General features: G+C 53.4%; 23 protein-coding genes and 4 pseudogenes. 22 read left to right on the plus strand and 5 right to left on the minus strand.

From position 1 onward, the window contains the following. Positions 1 to 307 precede the first annotated feature (307 nt). Entirely contained in the window at positions 308 to 691 is a 384-nt protein-coding gene (panM, locus tag GM30_RS01510) for an aspartate 1-decarboxylase autocleavage activator PanM (RefSeq protein ID WP_049847199.1), read from the plus strand. Positions 692 to 877: 186 nt separating this feature from the next. On the opposite strand, the gene livJ is transcribed toward panM, so the two are convergent. Then, positions 878 to 1,981, minus strand: a complete 1,104-nt coding sequence (gene livJ / locus GM30_RS01515; RefSeq protein WP_155483893.1) for a branched chain amino acid ABC transporter substrate-binding protein LivJ — start codon at positions 1,979 to 1,981, stop codon at positions 878 to 880. A 643-nt stretch (positions 1,982 to 2,624) separates the two neighbouring features. Between livJ and GM30_RS28130 the strand changes: the two are divergent. The 5 genes and pseudogenes from GM30_RS28130 to GM30_RS01535 form a co-directional block, all read left to right on the plus strand. Then, positions 2,625 to 2,786 (plus strand): annotated as a pseudogene (locus GM30_RS28130) (contractile injection system protein, VgrG/Pvc8 family); the annotation flags it as partial. A gap of 60 nt (positions 2,787 to 2,846) precedes the next feature. Further along, positions 2,847 to 3,554 (plus strand): annotated as a pseudogene (gene tssI / locus GM30_RS28135) (type VI secretion system tip protein TssI/VgrG); the annotation flags it as partial. A 120-nt stretch (positions 3,555 to 3,674) separates the two neighbouring features. Beyond that, a pseudogene (locus GM30_RS01525) lies at positions 3,675 to 5,133 on the plus strand (type VI secretion system Vgr family protein); the annotation flags it as partial. 122 nt (positions 5,134 to 5,255) lie between these two features. Then, positions 5,256 to 5,720, plus strand: a complete 465-nt coding sequence (locus GM30_RS01530) for a M35 family metallo-endopeptidase (RefSeq protein WP_080993357.1) — start codon at positions 5,256 to 5,258, stop codon at positions 5,718 to 5,720. Positions 5,721 to 5,726: 6 nt separating this feature from the next. Then, the gene (locus GM30_RS01535) at positions 5,727 to 6,389 is read left to right on the plus strand and encodes a hypothetical protein (protein ID WP_155483894.1); all 663 of its coding nucleotides are present in this window, start codon (positions 5,727 to 5,729) and stop codon (positions 6,387 to 6,389) included. Between the two features lie 39 nt (positions 6,390 to 6,428). Here GM30_RS01535 and GM30_RS25895 read toward each other — a convergent pair. Next, positions 6,429 to 6,752, minus strand: a pseudogene (locus GM30_RS25895) (aminotransferase class III-fold pyridoxal phosphate-dependent enzyme); the annotation flags it as partial. A gap of 11 nt (positions 6,753 to 6,763) precedes the next feature. Here GM30_RS25895 and GM30_RS01545 point away from each other — a divergent pair. From GM30_RS01545 to GM30_RS01555, 3 genes are all read left to right on the plus strand, one after another. After that, a complete protein-coding gene (locus GM30_RS01545; RefSeq protein WP_049847206.1) occupies positions 6,764 to 8,758 on the plus strand; it encodes a M23 family metallopeptidase in 1,995 nt (664 codons plus the stop codon). 4 nt (positions 8,759 to 8,762) lie between these two features. After that, entirely contained in the window at positions 8,763 to 9,287 is a 525-nt protein-coding gene (locus GM30_RS01550; RefSeq protein ID WP_049847207.1) for a hypothetical protein, read from the plus strand. A 111-nt stretch (positions 9,288 to 9,398) separates the two neighbouring features. Then, the gene (locus GM30_RS01555; protein ID WP_049847208.1) at positions 9,399 to 9,683 is read left to right on the plus strand and encodes a type VI secretion system PAAR protein; all 285 of its coding nucleotides are present in this window, start codon (positions 9,399 to 9,401) and stop codon (positions 9,681 to 9,683) included. A 1-nt stretch (position 9,684) separates the two neighbouring features. On the opposite strand, the gene rhtB is transcribed toward GM30_RS01555, so the two are convergent. Then, positions 9,685 to 10,305, minus strand: a complete 621-nt coding sequence (gene rhtB / locus GM30_RS01560; RefSeq protein WP_049847209.1) for a homoserine/homoserine lactone efflux protein — start codon at positions 10,303 to 10,305, stop codon at positions 9,685 to 9,687. A gap of 109 nt (positions 10,306 to 10,414) precedes the next feature. Here rhtB and pldB point away from each other — a divergent pair, with 109 nt between their 5' ends. The 3 genes from pldB (at position 10,415) to GM30_RS01575 (ending at position 13,236) form a co-directional block, all read left to right on the plus strand. Next, complete coding sequence (gene pldB, locus GM30_RS01565; RefSeq protein ID WP_049847210.1) at positions 10,415 to 11,407, plus strand: lysophospholipase L2; 993 nt, start codon at positions 10,415 to 10,417, stop codon at positions 11,405 to 11,407. 41 nt (positions 11,408 to 11,448) lie between these two features. After that, positions 11,449 to 12,249 (plus strand): sugar/pyridoxal phosphate phosphatase YigL, encoded by an 801-nt coding sequence (gene yigL, locus GM30_RS01570; RefSeq protein ID WP_049847211.1) that lies wholly within the window; start codon positions 11,449 to 11,451, stop codon positions 12,247 to 12,249. Positions 12,250 to 12,336: 87 nt separating this feature from the next. Then, positions 12,337 to 13,236 carry a carboxylate/amino acid/amine transporter gene (locus GM30_RS01575; protein ID WP_049847212.1) on the plus strand — a complete coding sequence of 300 codons (900 nt, stop codon included), beginning with the start codon at positions 12,337 to 12,339 and terminating at the stop codon, positions 13,234 to 13,236. Here GM30_RS01575 and metR read toward each other — a convergent pair. Next, a complete protein-coding gene (gene metR, locus GM30_RS01580) occupies positions 13,124 to 14,077 on the minus strand; it encodes an HTH-type transcriptional regulator MetR (protein WP_049847213.1) in 954 nt (317 codons plus the stop codon). The genes GM30_RS01575 and metR overlap by 113 nt on opposite strands. 117 nt (positions 14,078 to 14,194) lie before the next feature. Between metR and metE the strand changes: the two genes are divergently transcribed. After that, positions 14,195 to 16,420: a 5-methyltetrahydropteroyltriglutamate--homocysteine S-methyltransferase gene (gene metE / locus GM30_RS01585; RefSeq protein WP_049847214.1), complete on the plus strand. Its 2,226-nt coding sequence runs from the start codon at positions 14,195 to 14,197 to the stop codon at positions 16,418 to 16,420. A 45-nt stretch (positions 16,421 to 16,465) separates the two neighbouring features. On the opposite strand, the gene GM30_RS01590 is transcribed toward metE, so the two are convergent. After that, positions 16,466 to 17,272, minus strand: coding sequence for a dienelactone hydrolase family protein (locus GM30_RS01590; protein WP_049847215.1), 807 nt, complete (start codon positions 17,270 to 17,272; stop codon positions 16,466 to 16,468). A gap of 258 nt (positions 17,273 to 17,530) precedes the next feature. Here GM30_RS01590 and udp point away from each other — a divergent pair, with 258 nt between their 5' ends. The 9 genes from udp (at position 17,531) to tatD (ending at position 25,494) form a co-directional block, all read left to right on the plus strand. Then, positions 17,531 to 18,292 carry a uridine phosphorylase gene (udp, locus tag GM30_RS01595; RefSeq protein ID WP_049847216.1) on the plus strand — a complete coding sequence of 254 codons (762 nt, stop codon included), beginning with the start codon at positions 17,531 to 17,533 and terminating at the stop codon, positions 18,290 to 18,292. A 139-nt stretch (positions 18,293 to 18,431) separates the two neighbouring features. Then, a complete protein-coding gene (gene rmuC / locus GM30_RS01600) occupies positions 18,432 to 19,880 on the plus strand; it encodes a DNA recombination protein RmuC (RefSeq protein ID WP_049847217.1) in 1,449 nt (482 codons plus the stop codon). Positions 19,881 to 19,945: 65 nt separating this feature from the next. After that, the gene (ubiE, locus tag GM30_RS01605; protein ID WP_038160527.1) at positions 19,946 to 20,701 is read left to right on the plus strand and encodes a bifunctional demethylmenaquinone methyltransferase/2-methoxy-6-polyprenyl-1,4-benzoquinol methylase UbiE; all 756 of its coding nucleotides are present in this window, start codon (positions 19,946 to 19,948) and stop codon (positions 20,699 to 20,701) included. A gap of 13 nt (positions 20,702 to 20,714) precedes the next feature. Beyond that, positions 20,715 to 21,320, plus strand: coding sequence for a ubiquinone biosynthesis protein UbiJ (gene ubiJ / locus GM30_RS01610; RefSeq protein WP_049847218.1), 606 nt, complete (start codon positions 20,715 to 20,717; stop codon positions 21,318 to 21,320). Then, the gene (ubiB, locus tag GM30_RS01615) at positions 21,317 to 22,957 is read left to right on the plus strand and encodes a ubiquinone biosynthesis regulatory protein kinase UbiB (RefSeq protein WP_049847219.1); all 1,641 of its coding nucleotides are present in this window, start codon (positions 21,317 to 21,319) and stop codon (positions 22,955 to 22,957) included. Before ubiJ ends, ubiB begins: the two co-directional genes overlap by 4 nt. A gap of 131 nt (positions 22,958 to 23,088) precedes the next feature. Continuing rightward, a complete protein-coding gene (gene tatA / locus GM30_RS01620; protein ID WP_049847220.1) occupies positions 23,089 to 23,343 on the plus strand; it encodes a Sec-independent protein translocase subunit TatA in 255 nt (84 codons plus the stop codon). Positions 23,344 to 23,346: 3 nt separating this feature from the next. Beyond that, a complete protein-coding gene (gene tatB, locus GM30_RS01625) occupies positions 23,347 to 23,895 on the plus strand; it encodes a Sec-independent protein translocase protein TatB (RefSeq protein WP_049847221.1) in 549 nt (182 codons plus the stop codon). Between the two features lie 3 nt (positions 23,896 to 23,898). Further along, positions 23,899 to 24,672 carry a Sec-independent protein translocase subunit TatC gene (gene tatC / locus GM30_RS01630; protein ID WP_049847222.1) on the plus strand — a complete coding sequence of 258 codons (774 nt, stop codon included), beginning with the start codon at positions 23,899 to 23,901 and terminating at the stop codon, positions 24,670 to 24,672. A gap of 39 nt (positions 24,673 to 24,711) precedes the next feature. Beyond that, positions 24,712 to 25,494 carry a 3'-5' ssDNA/RNA exonuclease TatD gene (gene tatD, locus GM30_RS01635; RefSeq protein WP_162212968.1) on the plus strand — a complete coding sequence of 261 codons (783 nt, stop codon included), beginning with the start codon at positions 24,712 to 24,714 and terminating at the stop codon, positions 25,492 to 25,494.

Genomic DNA, 25,494 nt, shown 5'->3' on the forward strand with positions numbered 1-25,494 from the left:
GAGTCATCTTTTACTGAAATTCAGATCAAAATCTCTATTTTTCAGTCTATTAAGGAAAGATAATATTCTGAAATAATCGAGAGATAAACAAAAAAAGTCCGCACTGCAGCATAATATAACGGCATATAAAGCCGAACAATTCACTACCTGACAGGCTAAAATGCTGCCTGTTTTTCGATCCCTAATGGATAAAACTGCATCGCTGATAAAGTAAAAATTAATCAGCTAATGAATGAATAAAAAACAGGCCCCCCAGGAATGAGAAATTGAGTACACTTTCCTGACCGTTGTGACAGGAAAGCTTTGCATGAAACTGACCATCATCCGCCTTCATACCCTCAGCGAGCAGGACAAAATCGATCTGGGGAAAATCTGGCCGGAATATACAGAAGCCTCATTAGCACTTGATGAATTACATCGTATTTACGCCGCCCGTTTTAATGACCGTCTGCTGGCCGCCGTCCGCGTGACGCTGAGCGGCACCGAGGGCGCACTCGACTCCCTGCGCGTGCGTGACGTCACCCGCCGCCGCGGCGTGGGGCAATACCTGGTCGAAGAAGTGCTGCGCGACAACCCCGGCATCTCCAGCTGGTGGATGGCGGATGTCGGCGTTGAAGATCGCGGCGTGATGGCCGCGTTTATGCAGGCGCTGAGTTTCACCGCACAGAAAGGCGGCTGGGAAAAGCGGTAAAAAGCCCGGCGTTAACCGGGCTTTGTCGCACCTGTAGCGTGAAAGGCGCCATAGAGCATCATTTTTCCAGCATTTCGTGTTACAGGAAGGCAGCAAGGTCTGAGATCCCCGGGAGCTTACATAAGTAAGTGACCGGGGTCGAAGAACGCAGCCAACGCACCTGTAGCGCGAAAGGCGCCAGAAAAATTATTTGGCGTCAGTAGCGGTACCGTTAGCATGCCAGGTAAAGACGCCGAACTCAAAGCCCTTCAGGTCGCCTTTCGCGTCCCAGGACAGCGGCCCCATAACAGTGTCGACGCTGTTGGCTTTCAGCCATTTGGCGATTTCCGCCGGATCGTCAGACTGGTTCAGACCGGCTGACAGGGACTGCAGCGCAGCGTAGGTCGTCCATACGAACGCACCGCTTGGATCCTGTTTCTTCGCTTTAATTGCATCCACCACCGGTTTGTTCGCCGGAACCTGATCGTAGTTCTTCGGCTTGGTCACCAGCATGCCTTCCGCCGATTCACCAGCAATGTTGGACAGGGAAACGTTAGCGACGCCTTCAGGCCCCATAAACTGCGTTTTCAGACCCGCAGCGCGCGCCTGGCGCAGGATCTGCCCCATTTCCGGGTGATAACCGCCGTAATAAACGAAGTCGATATTTTCTTTCTTCAGACGCGCCACCAGCGTGGAGAAATCTTTCTCGCCCGCCGTGATACCGTCGAAGAACACCACGTTCGCGCCGCCTTTCTTGAGACCGTCCTGTACCGCGCGGGCCAGGCCCTCGCCGTACTGTTGTTTATCGTGAACAATGGCAATACGCTGCGGTTTCACTTTATCAAGGATGTATTTCGCCGCAGTCGGGCCCTGATCGGAGTCAAGACCGGTGGTGCGCAGCACCAGGTTATAACCGCGTGCGGTCAGCTCAGGCGCTGTCGCCGCCGGTGTGATCATCAGAATGCCTTCGTCTTCGTAGATATCAGACGCGGGCTGGGTGGAGGAGGAGCAGAGGTGACCGATAACATACTTGATGCCGTCGTTAACCACTTTGTTCGCTACTGCTACCGCTTGTTTCGGGTCGCAGGCGTCATCATATTTAGTAATAACGAGTTTGTTGCCTTTGATGCCGCCTTTAGCATTGATATCCGCAACCGCCTGCTCAGCACCGGTAAATTCCTGATCGCCATATTGCGCAACCGGACCGGACATCGCACCGACCACGGCTACTTTGATGTCTTCTGCCAGCGCCATCTGACTGAACGCCAACGCGATACATCCTGCCAGTAACGCTTTACCCTTCATTTTCATCCTGAGATTCCCCATTGTTTATGGTGATTGCATTTGTTGTGATGTTGTTTTTTAGCGCTTTATTTCGATTTTATGTCTACCGCCCGCGCTTTTGCAGCACACTCTGCTAAAACATACCCCATTTTTCAGTATTTGAAAGGAGAATTTTGACGAATTTTTTACAAAGGGGGAGGTGCATGAAGGTTCTAAAACAGCCTCTAAACATCAAAGGCACCTGAATCAAACTTTCCCCTTCGTGATCCTGATCACTGTCCGTGTCCGTTTCACATGCCAGCATTCGCCACTTGTTTGTAACTTATTGTTTTTATTCATGTAATCAATGGATTGCCCTCCCGCACTGATACCATGAATATCTCAGGGATGCCGGTATGTCACTACAGGGATTACGCTTCACACTGGATATCGACGGGCAGAGGCCGGACACCTTCGCCGTGGTCCGTTTCCGCCTTTCACAGGGATTATCCACCCCGTTTGTACTGGAAGCGGAGGTCGCCAGCGGCGTCTTCCGCCAGACTGCCGATGCCCTGCTGGAGAAGACCGCCGTCCTGACCGTCTGGCAGGGCGTGGAGGCGCTGCGCCGGGTCACNNCCTGCTGCGTATACAGCCCCCGCTGTGGCGCAGCAGCCTGCGGCAGAACTTCCGCATCTTTCAGCAGCAGGATATCGAAGCCATCTCCGCCACCCTGCTGGCGGAAAACGGCATCACCGACTGGACGCCGTGGCTTTACGGCGCCCATCCCGCCCGGGAGTTCTGTGTGCAGTACGGCGAAAGCGACCTGGCATTCCTGACCCGCCTGTGGTCTGAGGAGGGCATCTTCTTCTTCGACCAGCCGGTGCCGGACGGTGCCGGGCAGACGCTGATTCTGCTGCGTATACAGCCCCCGCTGTGGCGCAGCAGCCTGCGGCAGAACTTCCGCATCTTCCAGCAGCAGGATATAGAAGCCATCTCCGCCACCCTGCTGGCGGAAAACGGCATCACCGACTGGACGCCGTGGCTATACGGCGACCATCCCGCCCGGGAGTTCTGTGTGCAGTACGGCGAAAGCGACCTGGCATTCCTGACCCGTCTGTGGTCTGAGGAGGGCATCTTCTTCTTCGACCAGCCGGTGCCGGACGGTGCCGGGCAGACGCTGATGCTGACCGACAACGAAGCCGGGATGGTGTCAGCGGGGGAAATCACGTTCAACCCGGACCGTCAGGCCGGCACCTCCCGGGTCTGCATCAGCGAGTTCCGCTATCAGGCGCAGGTGCGCCCCTCTTCCGTGGAAACGAAGGACTACACCTTCACCTCACCGCTGTGGGACGCCCGGTTCAGCCGTGACGGGGAAAACCTGAACGGCCAGTTCACACAGTATGAAATCTTTGACTACCCCGGACGTTTTAAGGATGAGCAGCACGGCCGGGACTTTGCCCGTTATCAGATGGAAGGCTGGCGTAACGATGCGGAAACCGGCACCTGCGTCAGCAACTCACCTGCCCTGTGGCCGGGCCTGCGCTTCACGCTGGCCGGGCATCCGACTGCGCTGCTGAACCGGGAGTGGCAGGTAACGGGCTGTGTGCTGAGCAGCAGCCGTCAGATTACCCTGCAGTCGGGAAGTTCGTTCATCGTGATACACCCGGGTGGGGTGGATATCACGGGGCCGGTTATCAGACTGAACAGCGGCGGGAGTCCGGGGGTGGCGGTGCAGCCTATGCAGCCAGTTGAAAGCTATGGAAGAGGAAAGCGAGAACTCTTCTCAGGAAGATGGTAGTGGCACCGGAGATTCCGGAGATAACAACGATCAAGAACAACAGGATGAAGATGAATCCCCGGAGTCCGAAAGCCAGTTCCTTTTTTCATAACAATAATTTTCTAAGTAAAGGATTATAAGATGATTATCAGCCCGCCGTTATTGCGTGAGCGTTCCGGTACCGGCAGGCGAGGAAATCTTCTGCGACCGGTACGGCCGGGTGCGGGTACGTTTTCACTGGGACCGTTACGCGCCGGGCAATGAAAACAGTTCGTGCTGGATACGGGTATCACAGGCCTGGGCGGGTGCGGGGTTCGGCAACCTCGCCCTGCCGCGGGTGGGCCAGGAAGTGATTGTCGTCTTCCTCCACGGTGACCCGGACCAGCCGCTCATCACCGGGCGCACCTGGCATGACATCAACCTCCCGCAGGGCAGCCTGCCGGAGACGAAAACGCAGATGAGTATCCGCTCGAAAACCTATAAAGGCAGCGGCTTTAATGAGCTGCGGTTTGAGGATGCGACGGGGAATGAACAGCTGTACCTGCATGCGCAGAAGGACATGGACACGGAGGTGCTGAACAACCGCACCACAGATGTGAAGGTGGACCACACGGAAACCATCGGCAACAGCCAGCAGATTACCGTGGGACTGGGGCAGACGGTGACGGTGGGTAAACAGAATGCGGGCGGTCATGACCAGACGGTGACGGTGGCGCATGACCAGACCCTCACGGTGAAGCATGACCGGACGCTGACTGTCAGCAACGACCATTTCACCCGCACGGGACATGACGAGTCGCTGTATGTGGCCCGTGACAGAAACGTCACCGTGGAGGGAAAACAGTCGCACAGCACCACGGGTGACCATCTCAGTCTGGTGAAGGGAAGCCTCAGCCTGACGGTGAACGGCGACCTGGCACAGAACGTGTCCGGCGCGCTGGGGGTCAGTGTGCAGGGAGACATTGTGCTGAGCGGCAGCGGCAGAATTACCCTGCAGTCGGGGGGCTCCTTCGTGGTGATTCACCCGGGCGGGGTGGATATCACGGGGCCGGTTATCAGACTGAACAGCGGAGGAAGTCCGGGGACGGCGGTGCAGCCGTTATCACTGACCGCGCTGACAAGAGAAGAGGAGGAAAAAGAAGAGAATCTCTCTGATTCGGAAAAGCCGGAGAATGAAAGCGGAAATGCAGGTGAATCAGGGGCAGAAGATGGCCCAGATGAGGATAACGAGTCAGAAAAATATAACCTGCAATTTCATTTTACTGATGATGAAGATGTACCATATTCATCAGTCCCTTATACGGCATTGTTTGATAGCGGTGAACAAAAGCATGGAGTTACAGATCAAGAAGGAAATACAGAAGTGTTTTTTTCAAAGGCCAAAGAAAATGTGAAAGTGATGCTTTCTCTTGAAGAATGGTAATCTAATCGTACATTTGTAGAGGAAATGATGGAAAAAAAAAAAATGGAAAAGCGACCATAGGAACAACAGCTACTGAGGAAGGTAACATTTTACATCAAAAAATCACCGATCCATTCAAAAAAATGATAAGAGAAGCTCTTAGAGAACAGCATAAGAAACTTCTAAAATGCAAAAAAGAGATGGAAAGATGGGATTTAAATGCGAAAAAAAGGTTTATAACTATTTTTGGTTTTGAAAATGAAAAAGCCCGGCAATGGATATTAAATGGTATAAATAAAATGATTAATTTAAATGAAACAATCCCAATTGATAACTTTATAAAGCTCGATGAAAATGTTTATGCATCAGTAAACTCAACTGATCTTGATCATAAAATCAATATAGGAAGAAAATTTTCAAAAGCGCCTTTGACAGGCCAAGATTCTCAAGTTGTGACATTGTGTCATGAAATGTCACACTTCGACGATATTCTTGGCACTAAAGATTTAGGAGAGAATAACCCCAAGCAATACGCAAAGAGTTTAGCGAGATTAAAAGATGAAAGAACAATGCAAAACTCTTATAATTTTGAACTCTATTTCGTTTGATTAACTATGAAAATCACCAAAAAATATATACTTCTACTATTTTTTATAACATCTAGCTCATACTCAAAAATGAGCGCATGCGAGAATGGCCCTCAATACGGTTATGGGAAAAGGTTCTACGACAATGTTGCACATGATGTAGAAAAAATATACCCTTTAAAATCCGAATTAAAATACAACTCAAATCCAGACAATGAAATCAAAAAGGACAAGATTAATATCATTCAGGCCTCAATAACGGGAAATGTTGCTGACAGTCATGTCATGGTTACTATTTCATTAGTAAATAACACAAAGAGTCCATTGGCGATCTCAAAGAAACTGTTCCCGTATAAAGGAAAGATTGCTGATCAGATTTTCTCTATTCAGACGGAATGCATACGGCTGGATTATCTTGGCCCATATGTAAATTTCGGAATGGAATATACTTACCCTGATGACTTCATTATTATTAAACCCGGTGCAATGTTTAATGACACTGTTTTTCTCGATGAGTATTATCATTTCTTGCCCGGCGAACATCAATATCAAATTCGCATGTTGGATACTCCTGCAACATTTAAATCTAAAAGCACACATAAAGAAAAAGAGATCATCATTAACTCAACCCCCATTTTCATAACCGTAAACAGTGAAAAGATAAACAAGAATATAAAATCCGGTTACTGACATAGTGTTGAAAATGATACTGATATGACATGACCGGTATTAAAAAAAAGCCGCTCCGAAGAGNTCTGGAATGGTGAGCGGGTAGAGGAAGCGGATGACGTTGCCATACACGCCGCAGCTCAGCAGCAACAGCCCCTCTTTCATCGCTTTTTCCTGGAACTGGCGGGTATATTCCGGCGACGGCTGGCCGGTCTGCGGATCGGTAAATTCCACCGCGACCATCGACCCCTGCGCGCGGATGTCGGTGATCCAGGCACATTCTGGTTTAGCTTTGTTCAGCACTTCCGTCAGATGCTGGCCGAGCTGGCTGGCGCGCTGGCACAGATTCTCTTCTTCGATCACGTCCAGCACCGCATGGGCAGCCGGTGAAAAGAATGATGCAGTCCGACCCGCAACGAAATTTCCCGGTGAATCGCGGGCAGTCCTGGCATGGCGGTATTCATCTGACCGGATGCGGGTCAGACCCTGTCCGGTGTATTGCTGACGGCAATGTGATTTCACTGCGCCAGCCGGAGGCTGAAAAACGCAATGTCCCGCCACTGAATTACAACGGGGTAACGGATTCAGGGTATGTCCTTCTGAAACATGAAACAGAAACCGGCAGCGGTGATGACGGAAAGATTGTCTATTACTCGCTTTATATGCATCTGAGCAGTATCGACGCAAACGTGCAGAGCGGGAAAACGCTGTACCGTAAATCGCCGGTAGGCACAGCCGGTATGGTGGATGGTCAGCACGGGCTTCACTTCCAGATATTTTGTGATGATGAAAATATCCGCAAAATAACGGGAAGAACGACACCGGAAACCGACCTGACACAGGACGGGCGGACGGATGTGGTGTATGGCGATATCCACTTTTATTTACCGGCCGGAACCTCTGTGTATGAAGCCATGCCGGAGGATAACTCGCTGGTGAATAACAGCCCGGTAAAGAAAACCAGCGAACCATTATTTGTCACCATGTGTTTCGATAAAGGCAGCTGTACGATGGTCACGCGTCAGCTGAGCACCACACTGGCTGGTGTTTATTCAGAGGTGGGTGAACCGTCAGTTAATGAGGATGGTGAAGATTATGAATACAACCTGTACGCATTTACCCTGAAACTTTACCCTGACAGCCCGAGTGCCGGTTATGAAATGCTGCGTTTTGGCCGGGTAATCAATACCGAATATGAAACACTGGTTCCGGCAGATGCGCCATTATGGCGGACGGTGAACACGCCAGAGGGAAAGGGTATTGTGAATCTGGGTGCCAGGGATATCAGGGTTTACAGTGACGGCGACTTTCCGCACTGGACGGGCTGGCAACTGGTGGATGATGACACCGACACGAACAGCCAGTGCAATTCACCGACGGTACAGTGTGCAGGCAACCGGGACGTCAGCCTGATGGTCTGCCATTTTCCGCTGGAGTGGGACAGCACCACAGTGGATTCGCGGTTTGAGTGGCTGAAATCCCCGAATGACGTCCTGGCAAAACCGATGTCAGAGTGTGACTGGAGTCTGCTGACTGAGCACGGCAGGGCGCTCTGTATGGCTGAAAACCCGTTACCTGCCGGACGCGTCTGGCATTTTGACCCGGTGCAGTTTATTACCCATTTCAGAAAGTGTGGGTGGCTGGGCGAAAATGACTTAATTCGACTTATTCGGCGCAATGAATCAAGTGATTTTCAGCCAAATTTGACAAGAGAACAAGCCATAAGCTGGCTCAATGAGGAAGGTCAGACTTCTTCAGGAGAAGTAATTCGACCCGCAAATATAAAAATAGCGTTGTCTCAAATTATGAATAAATATCGTATTGTAACACCGCTAAGGATAGCCCATTTCATTGGGCAAATGGCTCGAGAAACTGGGCGACTAAAATCCTTTGTTGAAAATGGTAATTCGGGTTATTTTAAAAAATATGATCCGGGTACGTTTCAAGGAATAAAACTTGGTAATACACAGAGCGGAGATGGAGCAAGATTTAAAGGACGCGGTGCAGTTCATCTCACCGGAAGGGAGAATTACAGAAAGTACAGTGAATTCCGTTTTGGAAAGGGCTCTGCATATTTTACAATAGCACCAAATAATATTCTTCCTGTTACGGATTCCTATTATTCATGCGATACAGGTGGATATTTTTGGGTTAGTAAGCAAAAAAATGTGATGTCGAACGGAAGGTTGATTGCTAGCGGGAAGTTAAGTGTAAATTTTTGGGCTGATCAGGGCAGTACAAAAAGTGCTGCAGAAGAAGTTACAAGGCGAATAAACCCAGGGAGAGACGGTTTTGATGATGTCCGCTGGCCATCATTTCAACATGCATGGTTTGTATTAAACGATGATCTTTCGTCAACCAGTGATTATCGTCCGATCGAAATGAGGTGACATAATGAAACTTCTTTACGGGGCTTTTCTATCATTGCTGTTATTAACAACTTCCTGCTACTCAAAGGACAAGAGCGGCCAGGAAGCAATCGCATTTTGCGCAGAAATACATAAAGATGACTTAAAAATTATTTTCCCTGACATAAGTATTAAAGAAAAAATTGCTTATGTTCTCATGACACAGTACAAATTTGATCCTGAAATGTCTCCTGATGGAAGCAGAGCAACCGTTGGTGGGCATGCTTATATTCAAGGCTCTGATCTTATAACGCTTCAATCAATGACAGTACTAACTATAAATAATAATATCCTAATGGATGCGGTTGTTTTTTTTATCAAGAATGAAAGAGCGTTAGAAGGGTTTTATTATACTCAGGTAAAAAATGATGGCAAAAACCCTTTCTCTTCTCTCGTTTATATCGATCCCGTAGGTAATGTTATCCACTTAAATGTTTCAACATATGGGGATAACGATTGTTTATCCATGTTTCCAAAGTCACTGATTGATAAATTGATTATAGACAAATGACAAGGATTTAGTCGTGTCGATTATTAATTAATGATTTGGAAGATAATGCCGCTTGATCGTAAGGAATTTAAATTTGCATATATTACCTCTTCACTTTATCAGGAGCACCCCATGCCTTTAGCCGCAAAACTCAACGACAAAGGAACCGAGCATGACGGTTATCACGAAACCGTGATTACTGCGGGTTCCGCAACGGTGTTAATCGATGGATTACCTGCCGCGAGGCTTGGCGATCCGCTCACGCCGCATGATAAGCCTGAACATCCGCCTCATCCGCGAAAAATCGCCAGTGGTTCAGGTACGGTGTTTATCGAAGGGATGCCCGCAGCCAGAACCGGTGACAGCGTTGACTGCGGGGGTGTGCTTATTGGCAGCGGAACGGTTAACATCGGTTAACTCAGGCATGACGCGCTGATGCCAGCAGCGCACCTACCAGCATAAACAGCGAACCGAAAATCTTGTTCAGGGCCTTCATTTGACGAGGGCCTTTGATCCAGGCGGCGATGCGTGTTGCCAGCGTGGCATAACCAATCATCACGATGATATCCACCACGATCGTTGTGACGCCGAGGATAACGTATTGCATGACCTGTGGCTGTTGGGGCATGACAAACTGCGGAAACAGTGCGGCGAGAAAGACGATGCTTTTTGGGTTAGTGAGATTCACAAACACCGCGCGCCGGTAGAGTTTTCTCCGGGACTGCATATTCGCCAGACCGTTTAAATCAATCGCACCTGCGGCGCGCCATTGCTGGATGCCGAGCCAGATGAGATACGCTGCGCCCGCCCATTTCAGTACTTCAAAGGCAATGACTGAACGGGAAAACAGCGTCCCAAGACCAATGCCGACCAGCACGATGTGAATGCCAAGACCGGTCTGCAACCCGGCAATAGAGGCCACTGCGCCACGATAACCGTGGTTGATAGCCGTCGTCATGGTATTGATTGCGCCGGAGCCGGGTGAAAGGCTCAAAATGATTGCTGTCAGCAGATAAGCAAACCACCACTCGAAGGTCATGAGAAATTCCCTGATTGTCCGTATTTATGCCACAATACGCTATTGTAAAGGCGTTGTGTTATTGGTCGAAAAAAAACGATGTAACGCGGTGAGAAGGGGCGGAAACCCGATGTGTCAGCAGCAAAATGACTGGGAAACGAGAGAAAATGCGTTTGCTGCATTCAGCATGGGACCGCTGACGGAATTCTGGCGTCAGCGAGAAGAGGCTGAATTCAGAGGCGTGGATAATGTTCCGGTGCGTTTTGTTCGCTTCTGTGATGCTAAAAACGATCGTGTTATTGTCATCTGTCCTGGGCGAATCGAGAGTTACGTGAAGTATGCGGAACTGGCCTGGGATCTGTTTCACAGCGGTTTTGACGTCCTGATTATCGATCATCGCGGACAGGGGCGTTCCGGGCGAATGCTATCGGATACCCACCGCGGGCATGTGGTGAATTTTAGTGACTACGTCGACGATCTTGCCGCGTTCTGGCAGCAAGAAGTCGCTCCGGGCCACTGGCGCAAGCGTTTTATCCTGGCTCATTCGATGGGGGGCGCGATTGCCATGCTCTTTCTGCAGCGTTTTCCACATCAATGTGATGCCATCGCGCTGAGTGCGCCAATGTTTGGCATTATCATTCGTCTTCCCGACTGGATGGTGCGCCATCTTCTTGACTGGGCTGAGGGCCATCAGCGCATTCGTGAAGGTTATGCTATTGGTACAGGCCGCTGGCGAGCGCTGCCGTTCGGGATCAACGTGCTGACGCACAGCAAAGAACGCTATCGCCGCAACCAGCGTTTTTATGCTGATAACCCGCAACTGCGGGTCGGTGGTCCGACCTGGCACTGGGTACGGGAAGGGATGCTGGCGGGTGAGCAGGTGCTCGCGGGCGCGTCAGACGATGCCACGCCTGTCCTGCTGGTGCAGGCGGAAGAGGAGCGTGTGGTGGATAACCGCATGCATGATCGTTTTTGTGACATTCGCGCCGCGGCGGGTCACCCTTGTGATGGGGGTAAACCGCTTGTCATAGAAGGCGCTTACCATGAGATCCTTTTTGAAAAGGACGCAATGCGCTCAGTCGCGCTTCATGCCATCGTCGATTTTTTCTGTCGACATGATTAATCCGGCGATAACGCCGCTTTGCTTAGAGGTTGAATGCTTTTATGTACCAGGTTGTTGCGTCTGATTTAGATGGCACGTTGCTTAATCCCGATCACATGTTGTCGCCCTACACCAAAGAGACGCTGAAATTGCTGACCGCCCGCGGTGTCCATTTCATGTTCGCGACGGGGCGTCATTACATTGACGTCGGGCAAATCCGCGAGAATCTGGCTATCAAAGCCTGGATGATCACCTCCAACGGTGCCCGTGTGCACGACACCGACGGAAATCTGGTGTTTGCGCATAACCTTGACAGCGACATCGCCTCTGACCTGTTTGGCGTGGTGAATAACAATCCCGATATCGTGACCAACGTTTATCGTAATGATGACTGGTTCATGAACCGCCATCGTCCTGAAGAGATGCGCTTCTTCAAGGAAGCCGTTTTTAACTACTCGCTCTACGAGCCCGGTTTGCTGGAACCTGAGGGCGTCAGTAAGGTGTTCTTCACCTGCCATGACCATGAGATCCTGCTGCCGCTCGAGCAGGCCATTAACGCCCGCTGGGGCGATCGCGTTAACGTCAGTTTCTCCACGTTGACCTGTCTGGAAGTGATGGCGGGCGGTGTGTCAAAAGGCCATGCGCTGGAAGCCGTTGCGAAGAAAATGGGCTACAACCTGAAGGACTGCATCGCCTTTGGCGACGGAATGAACGACGCCGAAATGCTGTCGATGGCAGGGAAAGGCTGCATCATGGCAGGTGCGCATCAACGCCTGAAAGATCTGCATCCTGAGCTGGAAGTGATCGGCAGCAATGCGGACGATGCGGTAGCGCATTATCTGCGTAAGCTGTTCCTTGAGTGATGAATTTGACGACTGGTGAATTTTTAATCAGTCGTCAACCTTCAGCTCCGCTACAATGTTCCTCTATTTTCCAGAAAGAGATGCATTGTGGCATTACTTATTATCACCACGATCCTGTGGGCCTTCTCCTTTAGCCTGATTGGCGAATACCTCGCGGGTCACGTCGACAGCTATTTTTCTGTGCTGGTGCGTATCGGCCTGGCGGCGCTGGTGTTTATCCCGTTCCTGCGTCTGCGTGGACAAACGCTGAAAACCATCGTCCTGTATATGCTGGTTGGCGCCATGCAGCTGGGCATCATGTATCTGCTCAGTTTCCGCGCCTATCTCTATCTGACCGTCTCGGAGTTCCTGCTGTTCACGGTGTTAACGCCGCTGTACGTCACGCTGATTTACGATCTGCTCAGTAAACGCCGCTTGCGTTGGGGATATCTCCTGAGCGCTTTGCTGGCAGTGATTGGTGCCGCCATCATTCGTTATGACAAAGTCAGCGACCATTTCTGGACGGGACTGTTGCTGGTACAGCTGGCAAACATCAGCTTTGCCATCGGTATGGTGGGGTACAAACGCCTGATGGAAATTCACCCGATGCCGCAGCATAACGCCTTCGCGTGGTTTTATATGGGGGCGTTTCTGGTGGCGGTTGTGGCCTGGTTTACGCTGGGGGATCCGCAAAAGCTACCGACGACGACGCTACAGTGGGGCATTCTGGTGTGGCTGGGCGTGGTGGCTTCGGGGCTGGGGTATTTTATGTGGAACTACGGCGCGACGCAGGTGGATGCCGGGACGCTCGGCATCATGAATAACGTCCATGTTCCGGCCGGGCTGCTGGTTAACCTGGCCATCTGGCAAGAGCAGCCGCACTGGCCGAGTTTCATTATTGGGGGAACGGTGATACTGGCTTCACTGTGGGTCCATCGCCACTGGGTCGCTCCGCGTTCCGCACAAAAGGAAGATGGTCACAAGCGTGATTCCGCGTTGAACGAATAAACGCTTCCGTCACTGGCTGACGCTGCTCGCCATCGCGCACGGCGGCGTACAGTCGGCTCCACAGTCCTTCTCCCAGGGTTTTGGTGGTCACCAGGCCCTGACGTTCAAAGCTCTCCACCACCCAGTGCGGCAACGCCGCGATCCCCATCTGCGCCGCCACCATCTGAATCAACAGCAGCGTGTTATCCACACTTTTCAGCGAGGGGCTGACGCCAGCGGGCTGCAGGAAATGGCGCCAGATATCCAGACGACCGCGCTGTACCGGGTAGATAAGCAACGTTTCGCTGGCTAAATCTTCCGGCGTGATGCGCGCTTTTGTCGCCAGCGGATGCTCCGGGGCCAGAATCAGACGTACTTCATAATCAAACATCGGCGAATAGTGCAGACCGCTGCGCGGCAGAATGTCGGAAGTGAGGACGATATCCAGCTCGCCTTGCTGAAGTGCAGGTTGCGGATCAAACGTAACGCCCGATTTGAAATCCACCTCCACCTGTGGCCACTGCGCGCGAAAGTTTTGCAGTGCAGGGGTCAGCCACTGAATACAGCTGTGGCATTCAATGGCAATGCGCAGTGTGGTTTGCTGCGGTTCATTACAGGCCTGCAGTGCGCGGCTGATTTGCGGCAGCACCTGGTTTGCCAGCTGCAGCAGGATCTCCCCCTGCGGCGTAAAGCGCAGCGGCTGGCTTTTACGCACAAAAAGTCGAAAGCCGAGGCGCTGTTCCAGATCGCTGAACTGATGGGAAAGGGCGGACTGGGTCTGATGCAGCGTCGCTGCCGCTGCGGCGAGCGAGCCGCTGTTCCTCAACGCCTGTAGCGTTTTCAGATGTTTTATCTCGATCATGAAAGTCCTTCACTTCGGCATGAACAAATTGCGCTTGAGGATTATACAGTAACTGCGAATTATAGCGGTGTAAACATCTGGATGGCTAAATCCTGAAAATCCACAAGGGGCAACAGTATGACAATTATTAACCACACCCTCGGTTTCCCTCGCGTTGGCCTGCGCCGCGAGTTGAAAAAAGCGCAAGAGAGCTACTGGGCGGGAAATACAACCCGTGAGGCGTTACTGGAAACCGGCCGCGAGCTGCGCGCCCGTCACTGGGCGCAGCAAAAGCAGGCAGGTATCGATCTGCTACCGGTGGGGGATTTCGCCTGGTACGACCATGTTCTGACGACCAGCCTGTTGTTGGGTAACGTACCGGCTCGTCATCAGAATAAAGACGGTTCCGTGGATATCGACACCCTGTTCCGTATCGGGCGCGGCCGTGCACCGACCGGCGAACCGGCTGCCGCCGCANTGGTGCCTGAGTTCACCAAAGGCCAGCAATTCAGACTGACCTGGACGCAGTTGCTGGAAGAAGTTGATGAAGCGCTGGCGCTGGGCCACAACGTAAAACCTGTCCTGCTGGGGCCAGTGACGTATCTGTGGCTGGGCAAAGTGAAGGGCGAGCAGTTCGATCGACTGAGTCTGCTGAATGATATCCTGCCGGTGTACAAACAGGTACTGGCGGAACTGGCGAAACGCGGCATTGAGTGGGTGCAGATTGACGAACCCGCGCTGGTGCTGGAACTCCCGCAGGCGTGGCTGGACGCATTCAAACCGGCGTACGACGCGCTGCAGGGCTCGGTGAAACTGCTGCTCACCACCTATTTTGAAGGCGTGACACCAAACCTGGACACCATCACCGCGCTGCCGGTACAAGGGCTGCATGTCGATCTGGTGCACGGTAAAGACAACGTCGCCGGGCTGCATAAACGTCTGCCTGCCGACTGGCTGCTGTCTGCCGGCCTGGTGAACGGTCGTAACGTCTGGCGCGCCGATCTGACAGAAAAATACGCGCAAATTCGCGAGATCGTCGGCAAACGTGATGTATGGGTCGCCTCGTCCTGCTCCCTGCTGCACAGTCCGATCGACCTGAGTGTCGAAACCCGTCTTGATGCAGAAGTGAAGCGCTGGTTCGCCTTTGCACTGCAAAAATGCGAAGAGCTGGCGTTGCTGCGTGATGCGCTGAATAGCGGCGATACGACAAAAATCACTGAATGGAGCGCGCCGATTCAGGCCCGTCGCCATTCGACCCGTGTCCACAATGCCGCAGTGGAAAAACGTCTCGCGGCGATCACGGCGAAAGACAGCCAGCGGGCAAATGCTTATCCGGTTCGCGCTGAAGCCCAGCGCGCGCGCTTTAAACTGCCAGCATGGCCGACCACTACCATCGGATCATTCCCGCAAACCACGGAAATCCGCGGCCTGCGACTGGACTTCAAGAAGGGCAATCTCGACGCTAACCACTACCGTACCGGCATCGCAGAGCATATCAAGCAGGCGATTCTCGAACAGGAGCGGCTGGGGCTGGACGTGCTGGTGCACGGCGAAGCGGAACGTAACGACATGGTGGAATACTTCGGTGAACATCTGGACGGTTTTGTCTTTACCCAGAACGGCTGGGTGCAGAGCTACGGCTCCCGCTGCGTTAAGCCGCCAGTGGTCATTGGTGACATCAGCCGCCCGGAACCGATCACCGTGGAATGGGCGAAATATGCGCAGTCGCTGACCGACAAACCGGTAAAAGGCATGCTGACGGGGCCGGTGACCATTCTCTGCTGGTCCTTCCCGCGTGAAGACGTCAGCCGTGAAACCATCGCGAAGCAGATTGCGCTGGCGCTGCGTGATGAAGTGGCGGATCTCGAAGCCGCAGGCATCGGCATCATTCAGATTGACGAACCGGCACTGCGCGAAGGGTTGCCGCTGCGCCGCAGCGACTGGGACGCCTATCTGGCGTGGGGCGTGGAAGCGTTTCGCATCAATGCGGCCGTTGCGAAGAATGATACGCAGATCCACACCCACATGTGTTACTGCGAGTTCAACGACATCATGGATTCTATTGCGGCGCTGGATGCGGACGTTATCACCATCGAAACGTCACGTTCTGACATGGAGTTGCTGGAGTCGTTCGAAGAGTTCGAATACCCGAACGAAATCGGGCCGGGCGTGTATGACATTCACTCGCCAAACGTCCCGAGCGTGGAGTGGATTGAAGCGCTGCTGGCGAAGGCCGCACAGCGGATCCCGGCGGAACGCCTGTGGGTGAACCCGGACTGCGGTCTGAAAACCCGCGGCTGGCCGGAAACCCGCGCCGCGCTGGCGAACATGGTCAAAGCCGCGCAGAATCTGCGTCAGGCGTAACGGGTCATCGGGGCCGGGCGACGCTCATGCGCGCCCGGCCTGTTTTTATTTCTTCACGCCATACCGCGCAAACCACTNNATCCGCTGCCAGCCGTCTTTGGCGGATTCAGCATGATAGCTCGGCCGGTAATCGGCATTAAACGCATGACCGGCTTCAGGATAAACCACGATCTCGGCTTTCGCGTTCGCGGCGCGTAACGCTTGCCGCATGGTTTCCACGCTCTCAAGCGAAATCCCGGTATCCTGACCGCCGTACAGCCCCAGCACTGGCGCGTTGAGATCGGTGGCGATATCCACCGGGTTTTTGGGCGAATTCAGGGACGTATCCCCCGCCAGTTTTCCGTACCACGCCACGGCCGCTTTGAGCTGCGGATTGTGCGCGGCGTACAGCCAGGCGATGCGCCCGCCCCAGCAAAAACCGGTGATCAGCAGGCGATGCGGATCGCCGCCGTTGCGTGCCGCCCAGTTGGCGACATGGTCCAGATCCGCCAGAACCTGCGCATCCGGGACTTTTGACACCAGGTTGCTGAACAGCGTCGGAATATCGGCGTAGTCATTCGGGTTGCCCTGACGGAAATAGAGCTCTGGTGCAACGGCCTGATACCCTTCGAGCGCCAGGCGGCAGCACAGATCGCGGATGTGCTCATGCACACCGAAAATTTCCTGAACCACAATCACTACCGGTAGCGGGCCATCGACATCTTTAGGCCGCGCATAGTATGCCGGCATGTTGTCGCCCTGGGTGGGAATGGTCGTTTCGCTCGCCGTGATCGCCTCTTCCGGCGTGCGTACGATGGTGGATGCGTGTGGTGAAGCTGCAGGTGCAAAGCCAGGTTGGTTGTCTGTCGTCATGGTATTCTCCATACCCTTTAATTGTTAGCGCATGGTTTACTATAGTCTGCACGTTAACAATCCACAGTGCCTGAAACAGGCTATCTTTTGTGCAGTGCTGCGATACAGAATTCGTTAATGTGATGTAAGTCACTAAATAATGAGAATTCATTGCAATCATTTTCATTCTGAGTGATGGACGTCACGAAAATCACGCAGGCGCTTCTGTACAGTACCCTTTTGCTTCTGCTGATAATCTGACCCACAGAGGAGTTTTATATGTCTAAGTCCGATGTTTTTCACTTAGGCCTCACCAAGAATGATTTACAAGGGGCTACGCTGGCTATCGTCCCGGGCGATCCTGAGCGTGTTGAAAAGATCGCCGCGCTGATGGAAAAGCCGGTCAAGCTGGCATCGCATCGTGAATTTACCTCCTGGCGCGCAGAGCTCGGCGGCAAAGCCGTCATCGTGTGCTCAACGGGTATCGGCGGTCCGTCCACCTCGATTGCCGTAGAAGAGCTCGCGCAGCTGGGTATTCGCACTTTCCTGCGCGTTGGCACCACCGGCGCCATTCAGCCCAATATCAACGTGGGCGATGTGCTGGTCACCACCGCCTCCGTACGCCTTGATGGCGCAAGTCTGCACTTCGCGCCGATGGAATACCCGGCGGTAGCCGACTTTGCCTGCACCACCGCGCTGGTGGAAGCGGCGAAAGCCGTTGGCGCCACCACGCATATCGGCGTAACAGCCTCTTCTGACACTTTCTATCCAGGGCAGGAGCGTTACGACACCTTCTCAGGCCGCGTGGTGAGCCGTTTCAAAGGCTCGATGGAAGAGTGGCAGTCGATGGGCGTGATGAACTATGAAATGGAATCCGCCACGCTGCTGACCATGTGTTCCAGCCAGGGTCTGCGTGCCGGCATGGTGGCGGGCGTTATCGTTAACCGTACCCAGCAGGAAATTCCGAATGCGGAAACCATGAAGCAGACCGAAAGCCATGCGGTGAAAATCGTGGTCGAAGCCGCGCGTCGCCTGCTGTAATTTTCCCCTTCTTTTCAAAGGCCGACGCGTTCGGCCTTTTCTTTTTTGCGTAGCGCCTCGCAGGAAATACCTTTTAAACTGGACGTTTATACAGCACAATTCTATTTTGTGCCGGTAAGCAGTTTAAGCAGGGGGAGCGGTGGATATTACAATCATTCTCAGCGCGGTGGTGGCGCTGATGGCAGGCATTCTCGTGGGCTGGCTGGTGGAGCGATCCCGCTCGGCGCAGCAGCAGGCGGATATGCTGGCCGAGCAGCGCGATCTCTTCGGTGAACTCAGTGCGACGAAGCAACAGCTGGCGCATAGCGACCACTGGCGTGATGAGTGTGAACTGCTGAACAACGAGCTGCGTAACCTGCGCGATATTAACGCCTCGCTGGAGGCCGATCTCCGTGAAGTCACCACCCGCCTCGAATCCACGCAAATCCATGCGGAAGATAAACTCCGCCAGATGGTCAACAGCGAACAGCGCCTGAGCGAGCAATTTGAAAACCTGGCGAATCGCATCTTCGAACACAGCAACCGGCGCGTTGACGAACAGAACCGTCAGAGCCTGAACAGCCTGCTGACCCCGCTTCGCGAACAGCTCGATGGTTTTCGCCGCCAGGTGCAAGACAGCTTCGGCCAGGAAGCGCGCGAGCGGCACACCCTTGCCCATGAAATTCGTAACCTGCAACAGCTGAATGCGCAGATGACGCAAGAAGCGGTCAATCTGACCCGCGCGCTGAAAGGTGATAACAAAACCCAGGGTAACTGGGGGGAAGTGGTGCTGAGCCGGGTACTGGAGGCGTCCGGGCTGCGCGAAGGGCACGAATACCAGACGCAGGTGAGTATCGAAACCGATGCCCGCGCCCGTATGCAGCCTGACGTTATCGTGCGGCTGCCGCAGGGGAAAGATGTGGTCATTGACGCCAAAATGACGCTCGTGGCCTATGAGCGTTACTTCAACGCGGAAGACGACGCGGTGCGCGAGGCGGCGATGCAGGAGCACCTCGCCTCCGTGCGCGGCCATATTCGCCTGCTGAGCCGCAAAGATTATCAGCAACTGCCCGGGCTGCGCTCTCTTGACTATGTGCTGATGTTTATCCCCGTAGAGCCTGCGTTTCTGTTAGCGATTGACCGCCAGCCCGAACTCATCACCGAAGCGCTGAGAAATAACATTATGCTGGTCAGCCCGACAACATTGCTGGTGGCGCTGCGTACTATCGCCAATCTCTGGCGCTATGAGCACCAGAGCCGCAACGCGCAGCAGATAGCCGAGCGCGCCGGTCGTCTGTACGACAAAATGCGTCTGTTTGTCGATGACATGACCTCCATTGGGCAAAGTCTGGACCGTGCGCAGGACAACTATCGTCAGGCGATGAAAAAACTCTCGTCCGGGCGTGGAAATATGCTGGCGCAGGCGGAATCCTTCCGTAGTCTTGGCGTAGAGGTGAAACGCGAGATTAATCCGGAATTAACCGATCAGGCGACGGCGCAGGATGACGAATACCGTCTGCCCGAAGAGCAGGCATCCGGCGTGATGCGCGAATCCACTCCCGAAGCGCGTAAAGATCCTGAGGATAACCGCTATTCAAGTGAAGGTTGATTCGTAGGGTAAAAGCGCCCAATCTGTTACACTTCCAGGACTTTTTTTAATTAGCAGGCGTAGAGATGGCTGAGAATACACAAGAAACGACGCACTTTGGCTTTCAGACTGTCGCCAAAGCGCAGAAAGCAGATATGGTTGCGCACGTATTCCATTCTGTGGCCGCAAAATATGATGTGATGAACGACCTGATGTCGTTTGGTATCCATCGTTTGTGGAAGCGCTTTACTATTGATTGCAGTGGCGTTCGTCGCGGGCAGACCGTGCTGGATCTGGCGGGTGGTACGGGCGACCTGACGGCGAAATTTTCGCGCCTGGTCGGCGAAACCGGGCGTGTCGTTCTGGCCGACATCAACGATTCCATGCTCAAAATGGGGCGTGAAAAACTGCGTAACATCGGCGTCATTGGCAACGTGGAATACGTTCAGGCTAACGCCGAAGCACTGCCGTTCCCGGATAACACGTTTGATTGCATCACCATTTCATTTGGTTTGCGTAACGTGACGGATAAAGAAAAAGCGCTACGCTCTATGTACCGTGTTCTCAAACCGGGTGGCCGCCTGCTGGTGCTTGAGTTTTCCAAACCGATTATCGATCCGCTGAGCAAAGCGTACGATGCCTACTCATTCCACATCCTGCCGCGCATTGGTGAAGTCGTGGCAAACGATGCGGAAAGCTACCGTTATCTCGCCGAATCCATTCGTATGCATCCCGATCAGGACACCCTGAAAGGCATGATGCAGGATGCCGGATTTGAAAGCGTTGATTACTACAACCTGACTGCAGGGATCGTGGCGTTGCATCGCGGCTATAAATTCTGACAGGAGGGACGCTATGCCTTTGAAACCCCTGGTCACCGCGGGTATTGAAACTGCACTGAATGCGTTTCTCTGGCGCGAGCGCGCGTTAAAACCCGCTCGTCAGAGATTACTGAACAGAGTGTTGCGCGTGGAGCTGAAAGAATTCTCCTCTCCCGTCGTGCTGGCCTTCAGCGAACAGCAAATAGACGTGCTGGGCGCCTGGGAAGGTGACGCCGACTGTACCGTTATTACGCGCATTGGCGTCCTGCCGCAGCTGCGTAATCGCCAGCAACTGACCGCGTTGATTCGTAGCGGCGATCTCGAAGTGCAGGGCGATATCCAGGTGGTGCAAAACGTTGTCGCGCTGGCCGATCTCGCCGAGTTTGATCCTGCGGAACTGCTTGCCCCCTACACGGGCGATATTGCGGCGGAAGGCGTCAGCAAAGTGCTGCGCGCGGGAACATCTTTTTTTCGCCAGGGATTTCAGCGTCAGCAACGCTACGCCGCCGACGCGTTGACGGAAGAGTGGAAGCTGGCACCGGGTCCACTGGAAGTGGCGTGGTTCGCTGAAGAAACCGCGGCCGTTGAACGCGCTGTTGAAGCATTAGCGAAACGGCTGGATAAACTGGAGGACAAATGACGCCTGGGGAAATTCGGCGCCTGTATTTTATCATCCAAACCTTTTTGAGTTACGGGCTGGATGAACTCATTCCTAAGATGCGAATTACGCTGCCGCTGCGTATCTGGCGGCGGACGCTGTTCTGGATGCCAAATCGCCATCAAACACTGCTGCTGGGTGAACGCCTTCGTCTTGCCCTGCAGGAACTTGGCCCGGTGTGGATCAAATTCGGTCAGATGCTCTCAACCCGCCGCGACCTTTTCCCGCCGCAAATTGCCGATCAGCTGGCGCTGCTGCAGGATCGCGTTGCGCCGTTCGACGGTCAGCTGGCAAAAAAACAGATCGAGCAGGCGATGGGCGATATCCCTGTTGAAAGCTGGTTTGATGATTTCGATATTACGCCGCTGGCGTCAGCCTCGATTGCCCAGGTGCATACGGCGCGCCTGAAAGAGAACGGCAAAGAGGTGGTCATTAAAGTGATCCGCCCGGACATCCTGCCGATCATCAAAGCGGACATGAAGCTTATCTATCGCCTCGCGCGCTGGGTTCCGCGCCTGCTGCCGGACGGCCGCCGTTTGCGTCCGCTGGAAGTGGTACGCGAATATGAAAAAACGATTATTGATGAGCTGAATCTGTTACGCGAAGCCGCAAACGCCATCCAGCTGCGCCGCAATTTTGAAAACAGCCCGATGCTCTACGTGCCGGAAGTGTATTCGGACTATTGCAGCCAGAACATGCTGGTGATGGAGCGGATCTACGGCATTCCGGTTTCCGACGTCGAAACGCTGGAGAAGCAGGGCACGAACATGAAACTGCTCGCCGAGCGCGGCGTTCAGGTGTTCTTCACCCAGGTTTTCCGTGACAGCTTCTTCCACGCCGATATGCACCCGGGCAATATCTTCGTGAGCTACGACCATCCGGAAGATCCGCAGTACATCGGGATCGACTGCGGGATTGTCGGCTCGCTTAACAAAGAAGATAAGCGCTACCTGGCGGAAAACTTTATCGCCTTTTTCAATCGCGATTACCGCAAAGTGGCGGAGCTGCATGTCGATTCCGGCTGGGTACCGCCGGACACCAATGTCGAAGAGTTTGAGTTTGCGATTCGCACCGTTTGCGAGCCGATTTTCGAGAAGCCGCTGGCGGAAATCTCATTCGGGCATGTGCTGCTGAACCTGTTTAACACTGCGCGCCGCTTCAATATGGAAGTGCAGCCGCAACTGGTATTGCTGCAAAAAACGCTGCTGTACGTTGAGGGCGTTGGTCGTCAGCTTTATCCACAGTTAGATCTCTGGAAAACAGCGAAACCGTTTCTGGAATCCTGGCTTAAGGATCAGGTGGGGCTTCCTGCTCTGGTACGGACACTGAAAGAAAAAGCGCCGTTCTGGATCGAGAAAATGCCTGAAATTCCCGAACTTGTTTACGACAGTCTGCGCCAGAGCAAACAACTTCAGCACAGTATTGATAAAATAGCCCACGATTTGTCATCGAACCGTATTCGGCAGGGGCAGTCGCGTTATCTGTTTGGTATAGGTGCGGTTTTACTATTGAGTGGTACGTTGTTGCTGATTAATCGTCCTGACTGGGGCGTGATGCCTGCCTGGATTATGGCGGGTGGCCTGGTCGTCTGGTTGATTGGCTGGCGAAAAACACGCTGATTATTTGGCATCGCTAACAGCAACGTGCCTACGTATAATGTAGATTGATTAATTCATCATCAATGTACACAAGTCACTCAAGCTGCATTGAGGCCGCCTGAAAGGATGATGTGTATCACTGGGGAACAGGTATGGGTGGTATTAGCATTTGGCAGTTATTGATTATCGTTGTGATCGTGGTTCTGCTTTTCGGAACGAAAAAGCTGAGTTCGCTGGGGTCTGATCTGGGTGCCTCCATCAAGGGCTTCAAAAAAGCCATGAATGATGACGAGGACAAAAAGGATAAGACCGCGCAGGATGCAGATTTCACTGCAAAATCCATCGCGGATAACCAGGAGAGCGCTAAGAAAGACGAAGCGAAAAGCCACGATAAAGAGCAGGTATAATTCGTGTTCGATATTGGTTTTAGTGAGCTAATACTGGTATTCGTGATTGGCCTCATCGTTTTGGGGCCAAAACGTCTCCCTGTAGCGGTCAAGACGGTGGCTGGCTGGGTGCGCGCGCTGCGCTCGCTGGCAGCGACTGTTCAAAATGAGCTTACTCAGGAACTTAAGCTGCAGGAGTTTCAGGACAGCCTGAAAAAGGTTGAAAAAGCCAGCATGGAAAACCTGACGCCTGAACTGAAGGCGTCGATGGATGAGCTGCGCGAGGCGGCCGAATCCATGAAGCGCACCTACAGTAGTCACGATCCTGAAAAGGCGAGCGACAACGCGAACACTATCCATAACCCGGTCGTCAAAGAATCTGCTGAGCAACGTGAAGGCGTGACTCCGGCGACGGCTGAGCATCAGGCAAGCGCAGAAGAAACCGCGCCGCAGGCTGAAGCAAAAGCGGTAGTGAAACCAGCGGAAACCCAACCGAAGGAAGCGTCGGAAAAGGTCAACGTCACCGTTGCGCCGACGCCAGAATCCTCTCCCATATCAAATGATAAAGCGTAAAACATGGGCGTAGAAGATACTCAACCGCTGATCTCGCATCTGATTGAGCTGCGTAAGCGTCTGCTCAACTGCATCATCGCGGTCTTTTTGATTTTTCTGGCGTTAGTCTATTTCGCCAACGATATCTATCAACTGGTCTCCGCGCCGTTGATTAGCCACATGCCGCAGGGGGCAACGATGATTGCGACAGACGTCGCGTCACCGTTCTTCACGCCGATCAAACTGACGTTCATGGTGTCGGTGATTTTGTCTGCGCCAGTGATTTTGTATCAGGTGTGGGCGTTCATCGCGCCGGCATTGTACAAACATGAGCGCCGGTTGGTCGTGCCGCTGCTGGTTTCCAGTACGCTGCTGTTTTACATCGGAATGGCCTTTGCCTACTTTGTGGTCTTCCCGCTGGCGTTTGGCTTCCTGACGCACACAGCGCCGCAGGGCGTTCAGGTATCAACCGATATCAAAAGCTACCTCGACTTCGTCATGGCGTTGTTTATGGCGTTTGGTGTGTCGTTCGAGGTGCCGGTGGCTATCGTGCTGTTGTGCTGGGTTGGCGTCACCACGCCGGAAGATCTTCGTACCAAGCGTCCGTATGTGCTGGTAGGCGCGTTTGTCGTCGGCATGCTGCTGACGCCGCCGGATGTGTTCTCGCAGACGCTGCTGGCCATTCCCATGTATTGCCTGTTTGAAGTCGGGATCTTTTTCTCGCGCTTCTATACCGGGAAACGACAAACCCGCGACGAAGATGCCGCCGCAGAAGAAGCCGAACAAAGTGAAGAATAATCAGCCGCCCGTCAGGGCGGTTGTCATATGGGAGTCCTGATGTTTGATATTGGGGTCAATCTGACCAGTTCGCAGTTTGCCAAAGACCGAGACGACGTGGTTGCCCGGGCGCAGGCGGCGGGTGTGAAGGGCATGCTGCTGACCGGCACCAACGTGCATGAAAGTGAGCAGGCGCAGCGTCTGGCGCAACGTTACTCTGGCTGCTGGTCGACCGCTGGCGTGCATCCGCATGACAGCAGCAGTTGGTCAGAGAGCGTCGCAGAAGCAATTCACCGGCTGGCATTGTTGCCTGAAGTCGTGGCCGTCGGTGAATGTGGGCTGGATTTCAACCGTAATTTCTCCACGCCGCTGGCGCAGGAAGCCGCGTTCAGTGCGCAACTGGCGCTGGCGGCGGAACTGGCGATGCCCGTTTTCCTTCATTGCCGCGATGCGCATGATCGCTTTCTGACGCTGCTGGAGCCCTGGCTGGATAAACTACCAGGCGCGGTGCTGCACTGTTTTACCGGAACGCGTGAAGAGATGCGGGCGTGCCTGGAACGCGGACTGTATATCGGCATTACCGGATGGGTGTGCGATGAGCGTCGCGGGCTGGAATTGCGCGAAATGCTGCCGTTGATTCCGGCGGAGCGCCTGTTGCTGGAAACCGATGCTCCGTATCTGCTGCCACGCGACCTGAGCCCAAAACCGGCTTCACGTCGCAATGAGCCGATGCACCTTGCGCATATTCTGACGCAGGTAGCGCAATGGCGTGGGGAAGATCAGGCGTGGCTGGCGTCGGTAACGGACAATAACGTCAAAGCGCTTTTCGGTATTACGTTCTGA

The sequence above is a fragment of the Trabulsiella odontotermitis genome (assembly GCF_001188485.1).
Lineage (GTDB): Bacteria > Pseudomonadota > Gammaproteobacteria > Enterobacterales > Enterobacteriaceae > Trabulsiella > Trabulsiella odontotermitis_A.

Coding starts and splice junctions, on each gene's coding strand:
- ubiJ (WP_049847218.1), top strand. CDS start 20,715: ATGCCTTTGAAACCCCTGGTCACCGCGGGTATTGAAACTGCACTGAAT.
- ubiB (WP_049847219.1), top strand. CDS start 21,317: ATGACGCCTGGGGAAATTCGGCGCCTGTATTTTATCATCCAAACCTTT.
- GM30_RS01535 (WP_155483894.1), top strand. CDS start 5,727: ATGAAAATCACCAAAAAATATATACTTCTACTATTTTTTATAACATCT.
- udp (WP_049847216.1), top strand. CDS start 17,531: ATGTCTAAGTCCGATGTTTTTCACTTAGGCCTCACCAAGAATGATTTA.
- yigL (WP_049847211.1), top strand. CDS start 11,449: ATGTACCAGGTTGTTGCGTCTGATTTAGATGGCACGTTGCTTAATCCC.
- tatC (WP_049847222.1), top strand. CDS start 23,899: ATGGGCGTAGAAGATACTCAACCGCTGATCTCGCATCTGATTGAGCTG.
- tatD (WP_162212968.1), top strand. CDS start 24,712: ATGTTTGATATTGGGGTCAATCTGACCAGTTCGCAGTTTGCCAAAGAC.
- rhtB (WP_049847209.1), bottom strand. CDS start 10,305: ATGACCTTCGAGTGGTGGTTTGCTTATCTGCTGACAGCAATCATTTTG.
- GM30_RS01555 (WP_049847208.1), top strand. CDS start 9,399: ATGCCTTTAGCCGCAAAACTCAACGACAAAGGAACCGAGCATGACGGT.
- livJ (WP_155483893.1), bottom strand. CDS start 1,981: ATGAAAATGAAGGGTAAAGCGTTACTGGCAGGATGTATCGCGTTGGCG.
- metR (WP_049847213.1), bottom strand. CDS start 14,077: ATGATCGAGATAAAACATCTGAAAACGCTACAGGCGTTGAGGAACAGC.
- panM (WP_049847199.1), top strand. CDS start 308: ATGAAACTGACCATCATCCGCCTTCATACCCTCAGCGAGCAGGACAAA.
- pldB (WP_049847210.1), top strand. CDS start 10,415: ATGTGTCAGCAGCAAAATGACTGGGAAACGAGAGAAAATGCGTTTGCT.
- GM30_RS01530 (WP_080993357.1), top strand. CDS start 5,256: ATGATAAGAGAAGCTCTTAGAGAACAGCATAAGAAACTTCTAAAATGC.
- tatA (WP_049847220.1), top strand. CDS start 23,089: ATGGGTGGTATTAGCATTTGGCAGTTATTGATTATCGTTGTGATCGTG.
- ubiE (WP_038160527.1), top strand. CDS start 19,946: ATGGCTGAGAATACACAAGAAACGACGCACTTTGGCTTTCAGACTGTC.
- GM30_RS01545 (WP_049847206.1), top strand. CDS start 6,764: ATGATGCAGTCCGACCCGCAACGAAATTTCCCGGTGAATCGCGGGCAG.
- GM30_RS01550 (WP_049847207.1), top strand. CDS start 8,763: ATGAAACTTCTTTACGGGGCTTTTCTATCATTGCTGTTATTAACAACT.